Below are 17,819 nucleotides of genomic sequence, written 5' to 3'. Positions count from 1 at the left end.
ACCCGTTGTCGAGGATGGGGGGCACGTTCATTCGTCTTTGGACTTCCGCCCAGCAGAATTGTGGAAAGAATAGCTGAATGCAGGTTGGCTGCCACCATGGCCTCCAGCCGCTGCCTCGGCTCGCCGGGTTCCGACATGCTCCCGGATGCCGGTGAGCAGCAGCTCCTCGACCGGGCTCAGCTGCTCGAAGTCCCCGTCGTAGACATCAACGCTGATGGTGGTGCTGCCGATTCTCAGCGGTGGCGGCTGCTCAGCCCGGCGAATGAACCGCCACGGCAGGAAGATCCGCCGCTGCTGGTCGTCGGGACCTTCGTCAGCACCCTTTGACCTCTCCTGATGCAGGCGCTTCGCCGGATGCAGACGACTCGCCCGACGCAGGCGCACCAGAACCGGGTGCGGTGTCTGCGGCTACAGGACCTGCAGCTGTGCTGTCTTCGACCGTGGCGGCCGGTGGTGTTGGTCCGCCCTCAACAGTTGGTGGGTCGGAATCGACTGCCGGGTTCGGCGGACCGGTTCCTGCGAGGATACCCGGCGGAGCAGTCGTCTCGGCGACGCTCTCGCCGCCGACCAGGCCCGGGTCGGGCTCGCTGATCGGTTTGGTGCGCGAGCGGTAGCGGTGGCCCGTGGGCGTGACCACTTCGAGCGCATCCGGCGTTGCCCTGTGCCGCCACCCCGCGAGTTCCTTCGCATAATTGCAGGCCGCGCACAGGCCGGAGGAGTTCTCCCATTCGGTGTCTCCGCCGGTGGCGAAGGAGACCGCGTGATCGGCCTGCTTGATCGGCGCGTCGCACCAGGGCGAGCGGCACACATCATCACGCATAACAATCATGCGCCGGAGCAGTCCGGCAAACTCCCTGCGGCGAGAATCCATCCGCACAAGCTGTCCGTCCTCCGGCCGCGTGTACAGGCGACGTAGGAACACCGCAGCATCGTTCTCGGCCACGAAATCCCTGGCAACCTCGGCCGGGATCGGTCCGACTCCGGGGAACCATGCCGATTCCTCCCCCGGTGCGAACAGACTGCTCGCCTGCATGATCAGGTGCACCTCCGTCGGCACGGCCTTGGCCGATTCCTGCCCGGTCAGGCGTTCGACCAGCAGGTCTGCCGCGATCTGACTCTGCGAGCGACCGTCGGCTTCACCCGTGGCGATGACAGACTGTGCCGATTTCGTCAGGTTCGCAAAAGCGGCAACCGCCTGCGGCATCGGCAGCAGCGCGGTCAGGTAGGCCATGTTCCCCGGAGCCGGACGCACACTCACCGAACGCTCTTCGATGCAGCGTTCCAAGTGGTCGACCGCGGCCTGCTGGTCGAGCTTCTGCGCAAGCGCTCGCACCTCGTTGCCGAGTCGCCTGACACCCACCTCGGAAAGGCGTTCGGCCATGCACTCATCAAGCTCATGCTTCTTCTCCCTCGGCAGCCAGTCGGACTCCTTGGCAACAATCCGCGCTTTCTCTTCCGAGATGTCTCCGCCCTTCATCGCCGCAAACGTCCTCGGCAGGTCCATGAGCAGAGTCCGGGAGAACTTCAACAGTGCGTCTCCGCGGGAGCGCGAGACCTTCCTCGCCAGGGCCACCTCGGCTCCGAGGCCACGTCCCTGCTTCTTGCTGGCGACACCGTCTTCGGCTTCGCGATTGCGGCGGAGCATGTCGAACGTCAGGGTCTCACGGGCCTGCGCGGCCGCACTCGCCGACGCGAGTTCCTCGAGTGCAGTGATGCGATCGATGGCTTCTTCCTCGGTCTTCGCCGGGGGAAGTTCGGACAGACTGACACGCCACCGACGGATCTCGGTGAGAACGTCTGGAACCTGCTCTGCTTCCATGACCAAAACACTATCGGTCGCCACTGACATGAGAATCCTGACCGACGTTCTCCCATGTCAGAAGCAACACCCCACCGGCAAAGGCGAGAGTCCTGTCACCGGCTATGTCTGAGAACTGCTGACGACTGACGTTGCGGCACGACCTCGATTGAAGTGTTCGCGGCAGCGGGCGACATAGGCGTCGAGGCCCCCGACGTGGCTGGCATCGATGGCGGTGGCGGCAGGACTCGGTGGGTCCTCATCCGAGGCCGCTTCCGATGCCTCCGCAGCACCCGATCCGCGCTGCGCGTCTTTGAGCCGTTGGTGGAAGGCGGCGTCGCGGCCGCAGATCGTGCAGACTGCGGTGAGCCTGAGCACTTCTTCGGCCTCGGCCATGAGACTCGGCAGCGGCTCGAATGGCTCTCCGTCGAACGTCACGCACAGCCCCTCGACGATGACGTCGATCCCGTCGCGAAGGAGCCCCTCGACAACTGGGATGAGCTCGGGTCCGAAGAACTGCGCCTCATCGATGGCGACGAGATCATAGTCAGCGGAGCGGGCCGCCTCGGCGAGGGAGTCCACGTCCGACAGCGGCACCGCGGGGATGTGAGCTCCGATATGTGAGGTGATCGTCGAGATCGGCGAGCGGCTGTCGAGCGAATGGGACACCACGAGGACGGCGACGCCGGCGATGGTCGCCCTCCTCACCCGGCGCATGAGCTCCTCGGACTTGCCGGAGAACATGGGCCCGGCGATGACGGTGAGGCGACCGGTGTCAGTCATCGTCGACGGTCATCGGGTCGTTGAGGTCGATGGGCTCTTCTCTATCGTCGGTAGAATCCTGCTCGTGTTCGACGATCTGTCCGGAGTCGGCGTCGATCTCGACGTCGTGGTCGGTGGCGCCGTCGAGAATCGAGACGTCGTACTGCCAGGCCCCGTCTTTCTCGTCCCAGTCGAGTTCGATGCCGTAGACGATTCCGTCTCCGACTTCCTTCTTCGCCGTCTCGATCGCGTCGTCGGCACTGACCGCTGGCGTATCCTTGCTCAGATCGGCATCGGCGGGGAGTCCTCGTCCGGACGAGTCGTGCGTCGAGTCCTGCTCGCCGTCGTCGCCGGCATTCTGATCCTTGTCGACCGTGGCCTCATCGGCGTTGCCTGACGACGAGTCGGCGGCGGGAGTGTCTTGAGTGTCATCACCGCCGTTCCCGGAGCCGCTTCCGGTACACCCGGCCAAACCGAGAGAAAGAGCCGCGAGTCCTGCCGCTGTGCTCAATGCCATGCGATTCGTCTTCATGGGGCTCACGCTAGCAGCGAACGTGTCGGGCCGCGGAGCTTCGGAGAAAAGTCTCATCTGCGCGAACGCCGGTTCTCCATCGAGCTCGGAGCACGCCGCGTCCAGGCGCCGGCGTTCGATGAGTTCGGGTCCTCAGTCAAGGCAGAACTCGTTGCCCTCGGGATCGGCCATGATGATGAAGCCCTGCTCCATCGGCGGATCGGGAGCGACACGTCTGAGCCGATGTCCTCCGAGCTCTGACAGGCGCACGCATTCGGCTTCCAGTGCCTCCATCCGTTCCTCGCCTTCGAGGCCCGGTGCCCAGAACCTTGCCGTCTTCACCGGGTCATGGCAGTCGAAAGTGACTTGGACTCTTCTGCGCATCTCAGTCTCTCCTCGCTGAGTACGGGTCGCGCGCCGACCAGCGGTGTCATCACCGACCAGTCACCGGTTTTCGGACCGTACAGGTCCCATCATCCTCCCTGTTCGTCAGAACGACCAGCACCGGATCAGACAGCCAACGGCTCGTCGAGGGAGAACAGACTCGGGATCTCGTGCCTGATCGTCTCCCCGAAGGTGGGCGCCCCGCCGAAGAGTCCTTCGACCGCATCGACGGTGCGCAGCACTCGATCACGTGAGATCGGGGGCATGAGATCGCCGTCCTTGAGATAGCGCTTGAGTGAGCCGGTCGCCGCTGCCCTCAGCCCGAGGCGACCGGCGATGGACCATGTGATGCATTCGGTTTCGAAACGCACCTGGGCCCTGACGATCCCGGGCTCCGTGCCGCTGACGCCGAGCTTCGGCCGGTCGCCACGGTGACCTGCGAAGACGAGGGCCAACTCCTCGATCAGGTGCACGAGCATAACTGTGGGGCTGCGGGTCGTCGGCAGCGTCTCGGGCAGCAGATCCTTTCCCCGCAGGGCGGCGATGACAATGTTGAGGCCGTCCCACGTCGGGGCGCGGTTCGCGGTGTCGGAGCCGGCCGCCTCGGCGGACGCCGTCGATCCCGCAGCGAGAGGGACTGACGGTTCCGCAGCGGAAGGGACTGACGCTTCCGGACAGGATCGGGAGACTACCGCCGCATCGAGTGCTGTGAGCTGGGGAGACCGGCGGACAGCACAGAGCAGCTCGTCCCACGACAGGAGTGAGCTGCGCTCGCGTGGCTCGCTGTAGAGGGCGTCGAATGAGTGCGGGTTTACGTCCATACGCTCAATCTAGGACTCGACACTGACGTGAGATTCGGCGAACCTCGGACCTGCACGACATGCCGGTCGGCCAGTAGGCTCGCACTGCATGGAAAGTGGCAGGGCTCCGCCGAGATCCCAGGAATAAGGGACTGAGGAACTGAGCAGGGCGGAGTGCCGGCGACGGAAGAGGAGAGTCACATGGCTGAGAACAACGGCGACATTCACCTGCATATCGGGCCCGAAGAGCTTGTCATCCGCCAGCGCTACCAGGTCATCAGCATCGCCAATGATGTGCTCATCGGCGTGTGGTTCCTCATCGGCAGCTTCATGTTCTTCTCCGACGCTCTGATGACCACCGGCACCTGGCTGTTCGTCATCGGCAGCATCGAGATGCTCATCCGCCCGGTCATCCGACTCGTCCGGCACCTGCATCTGCAGAGGTTCCGCGGATCCAGCGGCGTCACCGCTGACTCGGGATACGACTTCTGAGCAGGGACGACCAGTCGATCCTGACGAGGACGTGGGCGGCCAACGCCACCGCGCCCATCGTCGGTGCACCGCGGGCCCAGTCGCCGGCGGTCAGCGGTCTGCCGAGTGCGGCGAGTTCCCGCCGGGCATAAGCGGCGCCCGGCCACATGATCGGCAGAACCGTGATCACTCCTGCGGTGTATCGTCGAGCTGCAACTGCCGAGAGCAGGTGGGTGAACACGTGAGCTTCGAGGCCTGCGACCGACGCCCGATAGAAGCGTGAGGCTCCCCCTGTCCGAACCCCTCGGATACTGGCAGCGGCGAGCCCGGCCCCGACCACGACGATCGCGGCCACGCTCTGCTTCGTCGACATCCGCACAGCGTCGATTCCAGTGAGATCGGCGATGTAGTCGGCCGTCGCGGGGAAAGTCAGTGCCTCCTCCGCGTCGTGGAGAGCCCAAGCGGCGAACAGCATGATCGGTCCGCGCATTGCGTTCCCTTCAGACGACAGAACTCACAGACTCATTGCACCACACAATCGCTTCGGAGGTCCGTTGTCGCAGGGGCCGTGCCGCTTCAGGACAGGTTCACTCGTCCATCAGCGAGGTGAAATCGACGGTGAGAGGATTCCTGGGCCCACCGGTGGTCATGGGTTGTTGCGAGCACGGCGCCGCCTCGGGCCAGGAAGCCATCGATGATCACGCTCAACCGGTCCATTCCCGTCCGGTCGCGACCGATCGTGGGTTCGTCGAGAAGCAGGACTTCTGCGCCTGTGACAAGGGCCGAGGCGATGACGAGGTCGTTGCGCCGCGGCGTGTCGAGGTCAAATGGATGCTCCTCACACACGGCAGCCAGATCGGCCTCGTCCAACGCCGTGTCGACGATGCTGCGACGCTGTTCGATCATCTCCGGCCGATCGCGCCGCCGGTGGCGCGGCAGCGGAGCCGCACGCATGAGTTCGGATCGCACGGTCGCTGCCGAGAGCTGAACGCCGGGATCCTGTCCGACCCATCCCAGATGAGCGCTGCGGACGTGGGCGGGCAGGTCCAGCAGATTCGTCCTTTCGCCGAGGCGGCTCGCCGTGACCGTGCCCGCGCAGTCAGCCGACCGATCGAGGAGTCCGATGAGCCCGCGCAGCAGAGTCGACTTCCCCGCTCCGTTGGTGCCGGTGAGGGTGATCAGCTCACCGGGGTGAAGGTCGAAGTCGACGCCCTTGAGCACAACTGTGCCTGCGCGGTCCACGCCGAAGTCCCTCACCTTAAGCATGGGTTCCGTTCTCACGGGTGTGGTCGGAATGACCGGTCCGGGCGGGTCAACGGGACGGGTGTCCCAGACTCCCTGCCGCAGTGCGGAACGGCCCAGCTCGTCACCTGTACCTGCGTCAGCGTCAGCGTCGGTGTCGGTGTCGGTGTCGACCCCGGAATCCCCGGGCACGACGCGCGTCGGCCTCAGCCTGCCCGCGTCGAGGAAGCGCAGTTCGTGGCAGACGAGAGCGAGCTCGTCGATCTGGTGTCCGGTGATGAGCACCGACCGCCCACGATCACAGGTCTGCCGCAGGGCCGCCGCCAGACATCGACGCATATCGGGGTCGAGTGACTGCGAGGGCTGGTCCAGAATGAGCAGATCAGGGTCGAGTGCGGTGATCCTCGACAACGCCACCATTTGGCGCTGACCGCCGGAGAGCGTATCGAGACGGCGAGCCCACAGGTCGTCGATCCCCAACCGTGCCAGCGCCGCCCGCGCCCGCTGCGCTGACTCGACTCCCTCAATGCCGCGCAGTCTGCACGCCAACTGGACCTCATCCTCGACGTGGCTGGTCATTCCGCTCAGCTGGGCTTCCGGATCATCGCCGAGGAGGCCGACCGTCCCAGCGGCATCGACGTGCCCCGTCGATGTTCCTCTGGTCCCGAGCAGACCGGCCAACGCCCGAGCCAGGGTCGATGTGCCCGATCCGACGGGAGCGAGAACGGCGGTCATCGATCCTGCCGGCAGCGACAGATCGACATCGGCCACAGCCTGGGTGTCTTCACCGGCGTAGGTGAATCCGAAACCTGTCGTCGCCGTCACCTCAGCGGACACCGATCAGTTGAGAGGAGTTCGGCAGCGGCAGCACACCGGCCACCGAGGCGGCGACAAGACCGACCGCGAGGACAGCGATGGTGAGACGCAGCAGTCCCTGTCCGCGACCGGCGTGGTGGTCGTGCAGTTCGACACGGCGACTGTTCGCTCCAAGGCCGCTCTGTTCGAGCACCTCGTGGCGCTGTTCGACCTCGATGAGCACCGAGGTGAACAGGCCCGTGACGATGCCCGGCAGCAGCCACATCCGCACGCGCCAGCGCTGCGTCGCCCAGCCTCGGGCCTTGCGGGCTTCGATGACGTGGCGGGTTCGGGCGCCGATGAGAGGGATGAGTCCGATTGCGGAGGCGCACACATAGGCGATGCTGTCGGGCAGTCGGAGCATGCGCAGACCATCGAAGAGTCGAGCCGAATCGGTGCCGAGGCCGAAGAGGGCACACAGGCCGATGAGTGCGGTCACGCGCAGCCAGATCTGGATTGCGATGCTCAGTCCTTCGACGCTGAGATGCGCCGGTGCTGCCTGCCAGAGGACATGCACCTCGGCGCCCGGGTAGAAGAATCCCTGCACGATGACGAGCACGAGCAGCGTCGGCAGGCACAGCACGGCGACACCGATGGCCCACGACCGCAGACGCAGCGCCGGTGAGACGACGGCTGTGAGCACGGTGGCGACGATGACGGCCATGGGCACCACGGGTGAGGGCACCCCGAAGACGAGCAGGAGGCTGCTGAAGAGGATGACGATCTCGGTCGCCGGATGCAGCCGGCGACCGAGGTCAGTGCGACCGTCGTCTGGAGATACGGCGGCGCCTCCTGTGCCGCGGGTCTCAGGACCGGAGCCGATCATTCCGCCGCGGGCGCCGACTCGACTGTCGCTCCGGCAGGCGTTGTGCTGTTAGTCGACGCTGTCTTCGGGCGGCTGTGCCGGGCGAAGGGGTAGCGACCGATGATGCGTTTGGGCAGCGACCGGATGACGACATAGGCGAGGGTGAAGATGAGCGCCTTATCGACGATGTCGGAGACCATGCTCTGAGTGAAGGTGGCGTTGAACATCTCGAGGCCCGCGGCTTGAAAGATGGCCACGACTCCCCCGGTTCCGGCTCCGAGTCCGCCGCCGAAGACGTAGGCGGCTACGGGTGCTCCGATGGCACCGGCGGGAACACCGGCGACGGCGCCGACGATGACCGCCGTCCAGGGTGTGCGGAAGACCCCGAGTCGTGCTGCCCAGCCGGCGGCAGCTCCGATGAAGGCGGCCCCGGAGCTGAAGGCGATGACGCTGGGGCTCAGGGTCACGCCCCAGATGAGGTTCGAGATGATTCCCGTGAAGGCACCTGCGGCGGGCCCTGCCAGGACGCCGATGAGCACCGTTCCGATGGAGTCGAGGTAGAGGGGTACGGGGGTGTAGTTGCCGATGACCTGCCCGATGACGATGTTGAGGGCGATGGCGACCGGGATGAGGGCGAGAACGCTTCGGGGAATCAGCGGGAGAGTGCCGGCGGCGAGCAGAATGCCTCCGACCAGATAGCCGAGCATGACCCACAGAGTGGTATGGCCGAGGTCGACACCGAGGTTGGCCGGTTGGGTCAGCAGCACGTTGACGTAGGTGCCGATGACGATGAGGGTGCCGAGCAGAGTGAGGGCGAGAGGTAGGGTGCGGTTGCGGTTTTGTCCGGGACCGACCGTGGTGGTCGGCCCCTGCCCAGACTGTCTGGAGTGTGCGGTCATGCTGGTGGTCCTTTCATCAGGGTGGTGCTGAGGTGGTCGAGGAAGGCAGGAGCGTCGATGGTGCGGATGATCTCTGCATTCACGGGGCGGCTCCACCGTCCCAGCCAATCGGCGACGGTTTCGCCTCGTGTGAGTGTACCCGTGAGTTCGATATCGACCGGTGCCCACAGTGTCGACGCCCACGGCAGCTCCCCCGCAGATCCCCACACGGGCACCGATGCGGCCGCCTCAGAGGCATTGGTGTTCGGGCCTTTGGGCGCTGTCCCGAGCGACGCAACGGTGTTCTGGCGTGCCCAGGACAGGGCGCAGGCGAGGACGAAGGGGTCGTGGATGTGGGCGAGATATCCGAGTCCGTCGGATTCGTGGAACTCGAAGTAGAAGCGCAGAGCTTCGGAGAGCTGTTCGAGGACCGACTGCCAGCGGTCGTCGGCACCGTTGGCAGAGGCTCCGTCGAGGATCGTGGTGAGGCGCTCAGGTGTCATCTCAACGGCTTCGGTCGCTTCGATGGGGGCGATGACCGGCAGGTGTCCGAGGTGACCGTTCGCATGCGCTGTGCCGAATGCCTCGAACACTCGGGCCGTGGACTCGGGATCGAAGGTGACGTTCCATTCCGTCGTCGGGTGAGTGTTGCCGCGGTAGTTGAATGCTCCGCCCATGATGAAGAGGCGCTTGAACAGACGCGGCAGATCCGGGTCGATCTCGAGGGCCAAGGCGAGATTCGTGGCCGGACCGATGACGACGCCGAGGAGCTGTCCGGGATGGGCGTGGGCAGCATCGACCCACGCTTGAGCAGCCGATACCGAACTCACCGGGGCGCTCGGGTCCGGCAGCCGCGCATATCCGCGCCCGGTCTCGCCATGGGTGAGGTCGGCGTATTCCAGGACTTCGCCCGTTGCCGTCTCCGTTGCCTGCGGATCAAGCTGAAGGGCCTGCCGTGCCAGCGGAAGACTGTGGCCGGCGTGCACGGGAATGTCGCCGCGCCCGGCAAGCGTCAGCCAACCGCGGGTATTCTCGACGACTTGGGCGGTGGCGACGTTGCCTCCAGAGGCCGCGATACCGACGACGTCGACATCGTCGTGGCAGCACAGGTAAGCCAGCGCAATAGCATCGTCGATTCCGGGGTCGCAGTCGAGGAAGAGCGGCAGAGTGGAAGACATGGTCCCATTCTGCCGGACACGTGCACTCACCATCGTCGGATGCGCGCCCAGTTTCCGCAGGCTTGCGTGGACCCCCTTCTCACCAACCGACAGCAGAGGTAGATCTTGGTCGCGGGAGGTTCGTCGATTCCGAACCTCTCTCTCATATCGATGGCTTCCTCGCTGCCGAAGGGAGTGCCGATGAGCTCGCCGAACGGCATACTGGTGATCCACGGTTTGGCGGCGAAGGTGAAGGCGTTGAGGAACATCTCACAGTCGCAGCAACAGGCACCCATGCTGCTCAGCCGCGCGAGCAGCGCCGTGGCACGTGGAGCCGTACGGTCGCGGAAGCCTTCTGCGAACCGGTGAGTGCCGTTGCAGCCGAATTCCCCAAGCTGGCGGAACACATAGCAGGCCAGGCATTCGCCGGGGCGCGGTGCGAAGACGCGGGCGGTTTCCTCATCGATGATCGTTCTGACGTCGTTGTCAATGGTGTTCTTGTCCATGACCACACAGTTGCAGACGGCACTGACATAAAATGAAGTCGATTCGTGTCAATCACCGATTTTTGTCCTATTTTTGCTGGTCACGGCTGTGGAAAGATTTTCAGCTTAGAATCGTGTCCATGAGCATTCTCGTCATCGGCGAAGCCCTCATCGACATCGTCAGTTCGCCCGGTGCTCCCGACCGCTATGCACCGGGTGGAGCGCCGGCCAATGTCGCTCTCGGTTTGGGCCGCCTCGGCGACGAGGTCCAGTTCCTCACCGATGTCGGTGATGACTTCCACGGCGGATTCCTTCTCGCTCACCTGCGGGAGTCCCAGGTTGACGTGCTCGCCACCCCTCGAGGCGGCACCTCCACAGCGCTGGCCCGCCTGGCCGATGACGGTTCGGCCGAGTACGAGTTCCGGCTGCGGTGGGATCCCGATTCGTCGCTGCTCGGAAGCAGCGCCCATTCGGCCCTGCATTTCGCGTCGATCGCAGCTTTCCTCGGGCCGGGCTCCGCCGTGATCGACCGACTCCTCGACGCTGTCCCGGAACAGTCAGACCCGCAGACGGCAGGCCTGCAGAGAGCAGGGACGCTCATCTCCTTCGACCCGAACATCCGGCCGTCGATCGTCGGTCCCCACGAGGATGTGCTGCCACGATTCGAGGAGTTGGCGCGTCGGGTCGACATCCTCAAACTCAGCGATGTCGATGCTGAGTGGCTCTATCCCGATCTCGCTGAAGACGCTCAGGTCGATCGTCTGCTCGATCTTGGTCCGGGTCTGGTGGCGATGACTCGCGGCGGTGACGGAGCGATCTTGGCGACCGCCTCGGCGCGGGTGACGGTGGATTCGGCTCGGGTCGACGTGGCGGATACGATCGGAGCCGGGGACACGTTCATCGTCTCCCTCATCCACGATCTGCATGCCTCGACATCACCGGTGGCCTCCCTCGGTGCGGCAGAGCTCATGGCCCTGGGAGATCGCGCATCTGCGCTGGCCGGGATCACCGTCGGCCGCAGCGGTGCAGATCTTCCGTGGGCCGCGGATCTCACGAACTGAGGAACTCGCCGAGCTGTCGCAGGCAGATGTCGTGGCCGTTGCGGTGCCCGTCGATCATCCCCTCACCGACGAAGGACACGACTTGATCGACGAGCTCGACCCGGGTGCCTGTCGGGATGGCGGTGAAGGTCCAGGTGATGATGGCCGTCGAGAGGATCTCATCGTCTCTCGTGAGGGTCTCTGTGGTCACGATGTGACGCTCCAGCGCAAGTGAGCAGTACAGACCGGTGGAAACGAACTCCAGCACTCCTGGTGATCCGCAACGGGCGCGGATCGCTCCGCCCGGACGGAACTCGTCGATATCGCAGACCATCTCCTCGCCTTCGGGGGCTCCCCACTGCACGCGCTGCCCGGTATCGGCGAAGGCGTTCCACATCGCCGAGATCGGGTGCTCGAAATCAGCGCCGAGGCGGATCGTCGCGGTCACCGGCGCATTCTGGTCGGACTCTGTTTCACTCACCGAAGAACACCTCCCCGTGTCCGCTTGAGGCAGCGATCTCCGTCTCATACGCCGCCTGCAGACTCTGCGAGGCGCGCGGAGCCTCCGGATCGGGACGCGGCACGCCGAGGTGGGTCTCCCGGAGTTCATCCATGAGGCCATCCACGAGCTGTGGATCGTCAGCCATGAGGCGGGACCGGATCGTCAATTCCGGGGAGGTCTCCCGGTGGGTCATCCCCCACGTTCCGAGGGCTACCACGACCGGCAGGGTCTGGATACCCGCCTCGGTGAGGGAGTATTGGGCTCGCTGCCCGCGCGTGGCTTCCGCCTTTGTCAGCAGCCCTTCGTCGACGAGCTTCTTCAGCCGGCTGGCGAGCATATTCGACGCGATGCCCTCGTCATTGCGGGTGAGCAGCTCACGGAAGTGGCGGCGATCGCCGAAGATGATGTCGCGCAGGACGATGAGCGACCAGTTGTCCCCGAGCACCTCGACCGCGGCATTGATGGCACATCCCGAGCGCGGCGGTGCTGACATCATTCCACCTCCAGTGATTGCATTCTGAAACTACTTAATCTTACACTAATCCACTTCCCCGGAACCGACGCCATCCGTCGGGCTGACGACATCCGCCGAACCATCACATTGGAGTGCGCATGGCCAAAGCGTGTGTCAACAACCTCTTCGTCTCCCTCGACGGATTCGCTGCCGGCGAGTTCGCCACCTTCGATCAGCCGATCGGCGAAGCCCAAGCACTGTTCTCCTCCTTCAACGGCCGCGGCATCGAGGGAGTGGACAAGGTCGTCGCACCGGTGACCGCAGACCGCGCTCTGTTCGCCATGTGGGGGCAGGGCATCGGAGCCGAGATCATGGGCCGGAAGAAGTTCGGTCCGCAGACGGGGCCATGGCCTGACGACGGCTGGCGTGGCTGGTGGGGTGAGGAGCCGCCGTTCAAGACGCCGTGCTTCGTTCTCACTCATCATCCGCGAGAGCAGATGGAGTTCGACAACGGCACGAGCTTTCATTTCGTCAATGCCTCGCCCACCGAGGCTCTCGCCGAGGCTGATCTGCCCGAGGACTCAGGGGTCCGGTCCCTGCCGGTGCGACAATGCCGATGGCCCGCCGTTGCCTATCGGAACGGCGGGCCATCGGGTCAGTGGGCCGCTCGGACCCGGGTGACGGCTCGGAGCGGTCGGACTCAGGTCAGCGGATCGCCTCGGCGATGGGGGTCTGCCTGTCATAGAAGTTCACGGTCTCGCGCACCGCAGCGGACTCAGCGAGGACGTGGGTGATGACGTCGGCGACGAGGTCGCGTGAGGTCACCCGCACATCGTCGGCCGGCGTCTGCCCATCGACGTCACCGGCCGCATCGGCGATGAGAACCTTGCCGCTGGAGGGCTCGAGGGTCAGACCGCCGGGCCCGAGGATCGTGAAGTCCAACGAGCTGGCTCGCAGGTGCTCATCGGCACCGCTCTTGGCCTGCACGTAGGGGTAGAAGGAGCTCTCCGGGTCGACGCGATCGCGGTCGACGCTCGCACTGGCATAGGAGACCATGACGAAGCGCTTGACGCCGGCCTGTTCGGCGGCGTCGATGGATCGCTTGGCCGCCTCGAGGTCGACGGCCTTCGTCCGCTCCGGGCTGCCGCCGCCGGCTCCGGCGGAGAACACGACAGCCTGGGCTCCTGCGAACAGGTCGGCGAGCGCCTGGGTGTCGGCGGTTTCGATGTCGAGGACGACCGGGTTGGCCCCAGCGGCTTCGACATCGGATGACTGGTCAGGGTTGCGGATCACCGAGTCGACGGCGAAGCCTGCAGCCTTGAGCTTGGGCGCGGCCAGAAGTGCGATCTTTCCATGGCCGCCGAGAATGACGACACGAGCTGAATCAGACATATCTACCTCCGTTGTCGGTGATGATTGGTGCTCGGTACAGCGTTACCTCGGCGGTGAATATTCCCTGCACGCGGCGAGGCGGCCAAGGCACTGGGGGTCAGCGACCGAAGAGACGTGAGAAGAGCCCTCTCTTCGCCGGTGCAGAGACGGCGGGTCCTCCCACTCGTGGTACCGCCTCAGCGGCACCGCTCCCGGAGGCGCGCGCGAAGGCTTGTCCGGTGAGTGTGATGATGTCGGTGTCGGCGGCCAATGGAAGCGATCGTGTTCGAAAAGACGGTCCGCCGTGGCCGGAAACTCGCTGCGTATATCCTCACCGAGGAGGCGACCCATCGACGGCCCGGGCACGGGCACAATCCGCGGCTGCCCGTCAAGAATGGTCGTGTGCTCAGTCCTCGTCGGCTCTTCTCGGTGTTGAAAGCCGCACACGCCCATTTCGCACGACACGTTCATGGGCTCCGATAGACCAGCACGTGCGTGCGTTGCCTTACTGTTGAGATCATGATCCGACGCCTCCTCGCCCGCGCCTTCTGGACCTCCAGCAAGTGGAAGCTCGTCACCGAGCCGGCCCCGAGCCGTCCGACTGTCCTCATCGGAGCTCCGCACACCTCGAACTGGGACTTCATCGTCATGCTCGCGATCGCGTGGCGCATGCGCGTCGACGTCCATTGGCTGGGCAAGCATTCCCTGTTCGCCGGCTGGCGGGGGCCGATCATGCGGGGACTCGGAGGGATTCCCGTCGATCGGTCGGATCCGAGCAAGATCGTCACCGAGGTGGTCGACCGGATGCGTGACGGTGAGGTCTTCGCGCTCGTCGTCACCCCGGACGGCACCCGCGGCGGACACACTCATTGGAAATCCGGGTTCCATCGCATCGCGATGGCTACTGGTATGCCCGTAACGCTGGGCTACCTGGATACCGCGACCCGTTCGACGGGGCTGGGCCCGACCTTGGAAATGACCGGCGACATCCCCGCGGACATGGATCGGATCCGCGAATTCTACGCCGACAAGCGTGGAATCCGCCCGCACCTGCAGATCACGCCGAGGCTGCGCGAAGAAGACTCCGCTGGTGACGATCGCGAAGGCGAAGCGGAGCCGAACTGAGATGGACGGTGATCTGCGCGTCCCCGCTGGACCCGGAATCCCAGCCGGGCTGGTCATCCCCGCATCCGACCTGTCCGAACAGTTCTCCCGGTCATCCGGCCCGGGTGGCCAGCACGTCAATACCTCCGATTCACGGGTGCAGCTGAGCCTCGACCTGGCCTCTATAAGTTTCCTCACCGAGGTTCAACGCGAGCGAGTGCTCAGTCGATTGGCACCACGTCTGTCGGGAACCGTGGTCACTGTGACTTCGGAAAAGCAGCGGTCGCAGCTGAAGAATCGTCAAGACGCACGCATGCGGCTGGCGCAGCTGCTGCGGGAGGCGTTGGCTCCTCCGGTGCAGAGGCGAGCAACGAAGCCGTCCCGCAATTCCCGTCGTCGCCGAGTCCGGACCGAAAAGCGGCGCTCGGAGATCAAACGAAACCGTCGCAGGCCCCGTCTCGATTGAGCCCGGTGGTGACAGCGGTTGCCGTGAAGAGCAGAATGGGCGACATGAACAGCATCGACATTCTCACCGACCTGTCCCAGCGTCCCCTCCAGGCGGCTCAAGCCCTGCCTGATCTCTCCCCCGAACAGCTCAACAGCCATCTGGGCGGTCATCCGAATTCCGTCGCCTGGCTGCTGTGGCACAGCGGCCGCGAGATCGATGTGCAGCTTTCGGACCTCACCGGCCGTCCTCAGCGGTGGGAGGACTTCCGGGATCGATTCGGACTCGGGGATGCCGGCGACGGCTTCGGTCTCGGCCACACCCCGGAACAGGCAGCCGAGATCCGCGTGGACGATCAGCAGCTCCTCGTCGACTATCTTCACGACACATTGAACGCGTTCACTGACTACGTGGGGACGCTGTCCGAGGGAGATTTCGATGAGATCGTCGACGAGAACTGGACCCCTGCAGTCACTCGCGGCGTTCGCATGGTCTCGATCATCGATGATGCGATCCAACATGTCGCGCAGGCGGCGTTCATCGCGGGTGCGACTGCTTGAAGCGGTTCAGGGTCGACAGAAGTCTCTGACCTCGCCGAGGATGCTCATCCCAGCCTCACGGTAGGCGGCGACGGCGGCGGTGTTCGATGACGCCGGGGCGCCCGGGGCCCGCCGACCATACGGTTGTGGCACCGGTTGGAGCGCCGTCGGCGGTAAAACCGACGATGCATCCGGCCAGCTTGTAAGCGTGACCGTCGGCCATGGAACGCCAACGGTCCGCGGTCAATGAGGACCCCGGAAAAGCCGAGGATTCGACCGCGATACGGTACCCCTCCCCGACAGGGCGGCCGAGATCAACAACAGACGTGTGGCTAACGAAGCTGCTCGGACAAGTAGGCTTCTGCGATGCTCAGGTGCCCCTGGCTGCCGATTGAGTTCTTCGCCTTCTGCGTGTATGCATGATTGGCGAGGGGAACTTTCACGGTCCTGACGTCGACTCCGCGGCTTCGGGCCGATTCGGCCCATTCGAGCTGGTCTGTTGGGGTGATGACGTCATCGCGCATCGCAGTCATCATGAGCACCGGCGGTGCGGGTGCTTTCAGATGCGTGCCGGAATCGGCCACTGAGTAGCGTTCCGGGTACTCCTCTGGAGTGCCACCCGTATAGCTTGTGGCAAACAGACGTGTGCCGGATCCCGCACCGGGCCCGATGGATGCGTTCTCATAGAGGCCCGTCACGTCGAACGCGGGGTAGTCGGCAATGACCGCTTCCGGAACCGGAACCGTCCCACCGCAGGACGATTCGGCCTCGCCTTGAGCTGCGGCACCGGCGGTATTGGCGACCAAGTTGCTGCCCGAACTCTCGCCCCAGAATGCAAGACGATCAGTATCTGCACCGATCGTGTCTGCGTGGGTCTGAATCCAGCTTGCCGCGCAGGCGACCTGAGACGGTGCGCTCTGCCAGGTTGCGTTATCCAGGGTGGCGAGTTCGTATTCGACCGATACGACCAGGTAGCCGTGATCAGCGAGTTCACGGAGTTCTGAACTCGCTGCGTTCGGTTCGCCTGCGATCCAACCGCCTCCGTGGACGTACATGATCGTCGGGGCTGAACCCTTCGCTCTCTCAGGTTCGTAGATCGATACGGAGAGTTCATCGCCTGAGCTGGATTTGTCGTACACTTCCTTGCGATCAGGCGATGCCGAGTCGATCGCCGAGAGCCCGAACGTCGCAGTGAACAAGTTCACCGAACCACCGGCCGAGGTGATGGCAACGAGGAGCACAATGACAACCGCCAGATTCGCGATCGTGCCCACCACTCCGAATCCTGTCATTGCAGCTCCGGTCCATCGACGGCCTCGGCGCAGCCAAACGATTCCGAACCCGAGCACAATCGCTCCGATCACAGTCACTATCGGCGCAAGCGTCGGCGCAAACCGAGCCGCAGCGGAACTGACTGGGCCAAGCCCGGGAATGAGCGATGCCAGGCCGATGACCGTAGCGATCGCACCGAGCACGAGCGCGAGGATGAGGACCGTTGCCCGAACTGTCTTGGCGACGCGCAGTTGCGCCGAAGAGCGTGACGAACTCTTGCAGGCTGTCATCTTCGGTCCTCGCCTTCCGATCTTTCGGGTTGAGATTCCCTCTGCAGCAGAGCTCATGGTGGCGGTCACCTGCAGAGGTCAGGGGTCACTCTATCGCAGGCAGATTCTCGCGGCCTTGATGAGTCGGCCTGATGCCACGGCCATCAACTTGACGATCTCAGACAAGGATCTCACCGGACCTCACGTTGACGAAGGGTCGTGAACGAATCGTTCGAAACGAACGGCGACGGTTCAGGTCGGCGGCCGGCGAGGGCGCATCTCATCGAGAACCCGGTTTGCCAGGAGTCCTGCCGAAGTCGCGCGCTGCAAGAGTGCCGCTGTGGTGGCTCGGTCTGCAGCCTGCATCCGGTCAGCGGGATCGACGACGGCAGAGACGGTCTGCATGAGTCCGAACAGACGAACTGACGGCCTTCGCGGATCGAGGGAACCGCCTCGGCGCTATCCGCGGTCAGGGCTGATCGAGCAGCGCAATGCCGAAACCGCCGACGACGGCCCGAACTTCGTCAAGGTAGCGTTGCGCCTGTTCGGTCAGAGGGATCCCCGAATGATCGATCCAGCCGATCTCGATGCGTTCCTCTACCTCGAGTGGAATCGCGACGATGGCCGGATCGAGATCGTCGCTGATGATGCCCGTCGAGATGGTGTAGCCGTCGA

General features: G+C 64.6%; 22 protein-coding genes and 1 pseudogene. 7 read left to right on the top strand and 16 right to left on the bottom strand.

Annotation, left to right across the window (positions count from 1 at the left end; translation table 11 throughout):
* The first annotated feature begins 96 nt into the window (after positions 1-96).
* On the top strand, positions 97-327 hold the full coding sequence (locus tag ACTIIH_RS00830; protein ID WP_441450062.1) for a hypothetical protein: 231 nt from the start codon (positions 97-99) through the stop codon (positions 325-327).
* On the opposite strand, the gene ACTIIH_RS00825 is transcribed toward ACTIIH_RS00830, so the two are convergent.
* The 5 genes from ACTIIH_RS00825 to ACTIIH_RS00805 form a co-directional block, all read right to left on the bottom strand.
* A complete protein-coding gene (locus tag ACTIIH_RS00825) occupies positions 314-1,819 on the bottom strand; it encodes a DUF222 domain-containing protein (RefSeq protein WP_441450061.1) in 1,506 nt (501 codons plus the stop codon). The two genes, ACTIIH_RS00830 and ACTIIH_RS00825, sit on opposite strands and share 14 nt — an antisense overlap.
* A gap of 102 nt (positions 1,820-1,921) precedes the next feature.
* Positions 1,922-2,581, bottom strand: coding sequence for a thymidine kinase (locus ACTIIH_RS00820; RefSeq protein WP_441450060.1), 660 nt, complete (start codon positions 2,579-2,581; stop codon positions 1,922-1,924).
* Positions 2,574-3,092 (bottom strand): PepSY domain-containing protein, encoded by a 519-nt coding sequence (locus ACTIIH_RS00815; RefSeq protein WP_441450059.1) that lies wholly within the window; start codon positions 3,090-3,092, stop codon positions 2,574-2,576. Before ACTIIH_RS00815 ends, ACTIIH_RS00820 begins: the two co-directional genes overlap by 8 nt.
* A gap of 132 nt (positions 3,093-3,224) precedes the next feature.
* A complete protein-coding gene (locus ACTIIH_RS00810; protein ID WP_441450058.1) occupies positions 3,225-3,455 on the bottom strand; it encodes a VOC family protein in 231 nt (76 codons plus the stop codon).
* 125 nt (positions 3,456-3,580) lie between these two features.
* Complete coding sequence (locus ACTIIH_RS00805; protein WP_441450057.1) at positions 3,581-4,276, bottom strand: hypothetical protein; 696 nt, start codon at positions 4,274-4,276, stop codon at positions 3,581-3,583.
* A 180-nt stretch (positions 4,277-4,456) separates the two neighbouring features.
* Between ACTIIH_RS00805 and ACTIIH_RS00800 the strand changes: the two genes are divergently transcribed.
* Positions 4,457-4,747: a YrhK family protein gene (locus tag ACTIIH_RS00800; RefSeq protein WP_441450056.1), complete on the top strand. Its 291-nt coding sequence runs from the start codon at positions 4,457-4,459 to the stop codon at positions 4,745-4,747.
* On the opposite strand, the gene ACTIIH_RS00795 is transcribed toward ACTIIH_RS00800, so the two are convergent.
* The 6 genes from ACTIIH_RS00795 to ACTIIH_RS00770 form a co-directional block, all read right to left on the bottom strand.
* Positions 4,719-5,216 (bottom strand): HXXEE domain-containing protein, encoded by a 498-nt coding sequence (locus ACTIIH_RS00795; RefSeq protein WP_441450055.1) that lies wholly within the window; start codon positions 5,214-5,216, stop codon positions 4,719-4,721. The genes ACTIIH_RS00800 and ACTIIH_RS00795 overlap by 29 nt on opposite strands.
* 86 nt (positions 5,217-5,302) lie before the next feature.
* Positions 5,303-6,793 (bottom strand): ATP-binding cassette domain-containing protein, encoded by a 1,491-nt coding sequence (locus ACTIIH_RS00790; RefSeq protein WP_441450054.1) that lies wholly within the window; start codon positions 6,791-6,793, stop codon positions 5,303-5,305.
* 1 nt (position 6,794) lies between these two features.
* Positions 6,795-7,649: an energy-coupling factor transporter transmembrane component T family protein gene (locus ACTIIH_RS00785; protein ID WP_441450053.1), complete on the bottom strand. Its 855-nt coding sequence runs from the start codon at positions 7,647-7,649 to the stop codon at positions 6,795-6,797.
* Complete coding sequence (locus tag ACTIIH_RS00780) at positions 7,646-8,527, bottom strand: histidine kinase (protein WP_441450052.1); 882 nt, start codon at positions 8,525-8,527, stop codon at positions 7,646-7,648. The genes ACTIIH_RS00785 and ACTIIH_RS00780 overlap by 4 nt, the downstream gene beginning before the upstream one ends.
* Entirely contained in the window at positions 8,524-9,684 is a 1,161-nt protein-coding gene (locus tag ACTIIH_RS00775) for a nucleoside hydrolase (protein ID WP_441450051.1), read from the bottom strand. Before ACTIIH_RS00775 ends, ACTIIH_RS00780 begins: the two co-directional genes overlap by 4 nt.
* A gap of 26 nt (positions 9,685-9,710) precedes the next feature.
* Positions 9,711-10,169 carry a DUF2695 domain-containing protein gene (locus ACTIIH_RS00770; protein ID WP_441450050.1) on the bottom strand — a complete coding sequence of 153 codons (459 nt, stop codon included), beginning with the start codon at positions 10,167-10,169 and terminating at the stop codon, positions 9,711-9,713.
* 119 nt (positions 10,170-10,288) lie between these two features.
* Between ACTIIH_RS00770 and ACTIIH_RS00765 the strand changes: the two genes are divergently transcribed.
* Complete coding sequence (locus ACTIIH_RS00765) at positions 10,289-11,209, top strand: carbohydrate kinase family protein (protein ID WP_441450049.1); 921 nt, start codon at positions 10,289-10,291, stop codon at positions 11,207-11,209.
* Here the strand turns inward: ACTIIH_RS00765 and ACTIIH_RS00760 are convergent.
* Together ACTIIH_RS00760 and ACTIIH_RS00755 are read right to left on the bottom strand one after the other, a co-directional pair.
* On the bottom strand, positions 11,199-11,669 hold the full coding sequence (locus ACTIIH_RS00760; protein ID WP_441450048.1) for an SRPBCC domain-containing protein: 471 nt from the start codon (positions 11,667-11,669) through the stop codon (positions 11,199-11,201). The genes ACTIIH_RS00765 and ACTIIH_RS00760 overlap by 11 nt on opposite strands.
* Entirely contained in the window at positions 11,662-12,183 is a 522-nt protein-coding gene (locus ACTIIH_RS00755) for a winged helix-turn-helix transcriptional regulator (protein ID WP_441450047.1), read from the bottom strand. The genes ACTIIH_RS00760 and ACTIIH_RS00755 overlap by 8 nt, the downstream gene beginning before the upstream one ends.
* Before the next feature lie 119 nt (positions 12,184-12,302).
* On the opposite strand from ACTIIH_RS00755, the gene ACTIIH_RS00750 reads away from it, so the two are divergent.
* Positions 12,303-12,938 carry a hypothetical protein gene (locus tag ACTIIH_RS00750; protein WP_441450046.1) on the top strand — a complete coding sequence of 212 codons (636 nt, stop codon included), beginning with the start codon at positions 12,303-12,305 and terminating at the stop codon, positions 12,936-12,938.
* Here the strand turns inward: ACTIIH_RS00750 and ACTIIH_RS00745 are convergent.
* On the bottom strand, positions 12,850-13,536 hold the full coding sequence (locus ACTIIH_RS00745) for an SDR family oxidoreductase (protein WP_441450045.1): 687 nt from the start codon (positions 13,534-13,536) through the stop codon (positions 12,850-12,852). The two genes, ACTIIH_RS00750 and ACTIIH_RS00745, sit on opposite strands and share 89 nt — an antisense overlap.
* Before the next feature lie 498 nt (positions 13,537-14,034).
* Between ACTIIH_RS00745 and ACTIIH_RS00740 the strand changes: the two genes are divergently transcribed.
* The 3 genes from ACTIIH_RS00740 to ACTIIH_RS00730 are packed head-to-tail and all read left to right on the top strand — an operon-like array spanning position 14,035 to position 15,624.
* Positions 14,035-14,640 (top strand): 1-acyl-sn-glycerol-3-phosphate acyltransferase, encoded by a 606-nt coding sequence (locus ACTIIH_RS00740; RefSeq protein WP_441450044.1) that lies wholly within the window; start codon positions 14,035-14,037, stop codon positions 14,638-14,640.
* Position 14,641: 1 nt separating this feature from the next.
* Positions 14,642-15,085: an alternative ribosome rescue aminoacyl-tRNA hydrolase ArfB gene (arfB, locus tag ACTIIH_RS00735; RefSeq protein ID WP_441450153.1), complete on the top strand. Its 444-nt coding sequence runs from the start codon at positions 14,642-14,644 to the stop codon at positions 15,083-15,085.
* A gap of 44 nt (positions 15,086-15,129) precedes the next feature.
* Entirely contained in the window at positions 15,130-15,624 is a 495-nt protein-coding gene (locus ACTIIH_RS00730; RefSeq protein WP_441450043.1) for a mycothiol transferase, read from the top strand.
* A gap of 311 nt (positions 15,625-15,935) precedes the next feature.
* Here the strand turns inward: ACTIIH_RS00730 and ACTIIH_RS00725 are convergent, their stop codons facing one another.
* Together ACTIIH_RS00725 and ACTIIH_RS00720 are read right to left on the bottom strand one after the other, a co-directional pair.
* Positions 15,936-16,895 carry an alpha/beta hydrolase gene (locus tag ACTIIH_RS00725; RefSeq protein ID WP_441450042.1) on the bottom strand — a complete coding sequence of 320 codons (960 nt, stop codon included), beginning with the start codon at positions 16,893-16,895 and terminating at the stop codon, positions 15,936-15,938.
* Between the two features lie 718 nt (positions 16,896-17,613).
* A pseudogene (locus ACTIIH_RS00720) lies at positions 17,614-17,819 on the bottom strand (LysR family transcriptional regulator); the annotation flags it as partial.

The organism is Brevibacterium sp. (assembly GCF_052105255.1).
GTDB classification, from domain to species: domain Bacteria; phylum Actinomycetota; class Actinomycetes; order Actinomycetales; family Brevibacteriaceae; genus Brevibacterium; species Brevibacterium linens_B.
The sequence above is the reverse complement of the archived record's forward strand: the minus strand, read 5'-3'. Positions and strand labels throughout refer to the sequence as shown.